2 pseudogenes are annotated in these 471 nt (G+C 65.8%); both read right to left on the bottom strand.

Annotated elements, in window-relative coordinates:
• A pseudogene (locus NQJ30_RS18880) lies at positions 1-234 on the bottom strand (glucose-6-phosphate dehydrogenase assembly protein OpcA); the annotation flags it as partial.
• A pseudogene (locus NQJ30_RS18885) lies at positions 231-471 on the bottom strand (glucose-6-phosphate dehydrogenase); the annotation flags it as partial. The pseudogenes NQJ30_RS18885 and NQJ30_RS18880, both read right to left, overlap by 4 nt.

Genomic DNA, 471 nt, shown 5'->3' on the forward strand with positions numbered 1-471 from the left:
CGCGTCGAGCCGGTTGGGGGCCTCGGCGCCGGCGTCGGCGAGCACGATGATCCGGCAGGGATGTTCGCGGCTGGCTTCGTTCGCGGCCTCGATCGCTTCTTCCTCCAGCCCGGACCGGGTCACGACCACGAGGGTCAGAACCCGGCCGAGCGCGATCACCCCGCCCTGCTCACGCAGGGACATGAGTTTTTTGGACACCTTTGAGGTGGTGGTGTCCGGCAGGTCAACGATCATGGCCTTCTCCAGGTTCGTCCGTCACGGGCCAGCAGTTCATCGGCGCTGGCGGGTCCCCAGGACCCCGGGGCATACGGTTCGGGCTGCTCGGTCAGAGAGGCCCAGTAGTCTTCGAAGGGGTCCAGGATTTTCCAGGACAGTTCCACTTCCTCATGCCGCGGGAACAGCGGCGGTTCACCCAGGAGCACGTCCAGGATCAGCCGCTCATACGCTTCCGGGGACGATTCGGTGAACGAG

The organism is Pseudarthrobacter sulfonivorans, from assembly GCF_024391045.1.
GTDB lineage: Bacteria > Actinomycetota > Actinomycetes > Actinomycetales > Micrococcaceae > Arthrobacter > Arthrobacter sulfonivorans_B.